The 1,610-nt window shown below is 28.3% G+C and carries 2 protein-coding genes; both read left to right on the forward strand.

Annotated features, from left to right (window positions below; translation table 11 throughout):
* The first annotated feature begins 118 nt into the window (after positions 1-118).
* Positions 119-937, forward strand: a complete 819-nt coding sequence (locus HNQ00_RS16215; protein WP_173839548.1) for a hypothetical protein — start codon at positions 119-121, stop codon at positions 935-937.
* Between the two features lie 310 nt (positions 938-1,247).
* The gene (locus tag HNQ00_RS16220; RefSeq protein WP_173839549.1) at positions 1,248-1,535 is read left to right on the forward strand and encodes a hypothetical protein; all 288 of its coding nucleotides are present in this window, start codon (positions 1,248-1,250) and stop codon (positions 1,533-1,535) included.
* The last annotated feature ends 75 nt before the right edge of the window (positions 1,536-1,610 follow it).

Raw genomic sequence — 1,610 nt, forward strand, 5'->3', positions numbered from 1 at the left:
GGTAAGTTCACGTTTATCTTTCGCAAGAAATTTTATCTTAGCCGAAAATAATCGGTTACGAAGTTCGCCACTTCTGCAAGCCGCGACACGTTAGCTGTAATACCAAAAAACCGCGAATATGATGATAGAAAAAGAATTCGATTTAAGAGAAATTTTGATAAAAACTAATTATCAGATAGTAATAAATAAGGATAAAAGTTTTGAAAATTTTCCAATAGCATATGGATCAGGTTTTTTTCTTAATTACCAAGAAAATTTGTTTTTTTTAACTGCTGACCATAATCTACATTATGATGACCATCAAAAAAACGAGAGATTAGGTGATGAAAATTACGTTGGTATTTTAAACAATATTAGTTTCCCTGAAAAACTATCGACGATAATAACTCCAATTGGAGGGTTTTATTTTATGGAAAGTTTTAATATCTCTAAACCAGATTTAGATTTTCAATTATTTGATGTAGCTATAAGTTTAGTTGATAGAACAAAATTTGAAGCTCCTTTCTTAACAGATGAAAATCTAATTAATGAAGAAGATGGCAGTGATATTGTCTCACCGAAAGAACTTAAATATGAATTTTTAGAAGAACATATAATCGAGCCAAATATTGAGGATACTTACTTTATATACGGCAAAATAAAACCTGAATTAAAAGGATTGTTTTTACATCGTCAAGGAGCTTTTAAAAACAATTTAAAATTTATAAAAAAAACAGGAGCTTATTTACTCTTAAATACTGAAAATACTATAAAAGACTATAAAGATTGGGCTGGATTAAGTGGATCTCCTGTGTTGAATCAAGAAGGTAAATGTATCGGTGTTTTATGTTCAGTCATAGAAAACACTAATTCGATATTTGTAAAACCTTTCAAAAGTATATTGCCATTATTACAAACAATTCCAATTCAAGAAAAAATACTGCGTGAAAAAAAATAAGTACTACAGCTAACAGCGGTTTGCAAAAATGGCGAAATATGTGGTATATTCAAATTTTTCTTTCGCAAGAAATTTTATCTTAGCCGAAAATAATCGGTCACGAAGTTCACCACTTCTGCAAGCCGCGACACGTTGGCAGTAATTTTACCGTAAAAACTACAAATTCAGTAACTTAAAACAAAAAATGACAACAATAGAAGAAATTTTTGATATTGAGAATTGGGAAATTTGATCTCTTGAAAACATTGCTGAATCTTTAAGCATTAAACAAGAATTAACTATATATAGTTGGAGAAATTTTAATAAAGAATTGTCTCCATTAAGTTTTTACAAATTACTAAAAGCAAAATTCGGAATTGCAAATGGTATGAGTATGCTTTTTAAAACTGAATCAACAGATAATTTAATTCATTGGCATTATACTTTTAGAATAAGAGATTGCGAAATTCACGTTATGGGTAAAAGTAGTGGATTAGAAATTTTAATTAAAATTACACCAGACATTAAATTTGAAGAATCAGATTGGAAAATTTTAATTGATAACATTAAATCAAAATATTCTTTTTATGGAAAACAGATGTATTTTAGCCCCTTATAAGTTCAGAGTGATATTCTAAATTTCAAATAGTACATTTGAGATATGAAATACAAGAAATGGAGTTTAGAAGAGAAG

Source organism: Flavobacterium aeripolare, assembly GCF_013294025.1.
Taxonomy (GTDB): domain Bacteria; phylum Bacteroidota; class Bacteroidia; order Flavobacteriales; family Flavobacteriaceae; genus Flavobacterium.

Bases quoted from the DNA above. Each gene is read 5' to 3' on its own strand.
- HNQ00_RS16215 (WP_173839548.1), top strand. From the start codon at position 119: ATGATGATAGAAAAAGAATTCGATTTAAGAGAAATTTTGATAAAAACT.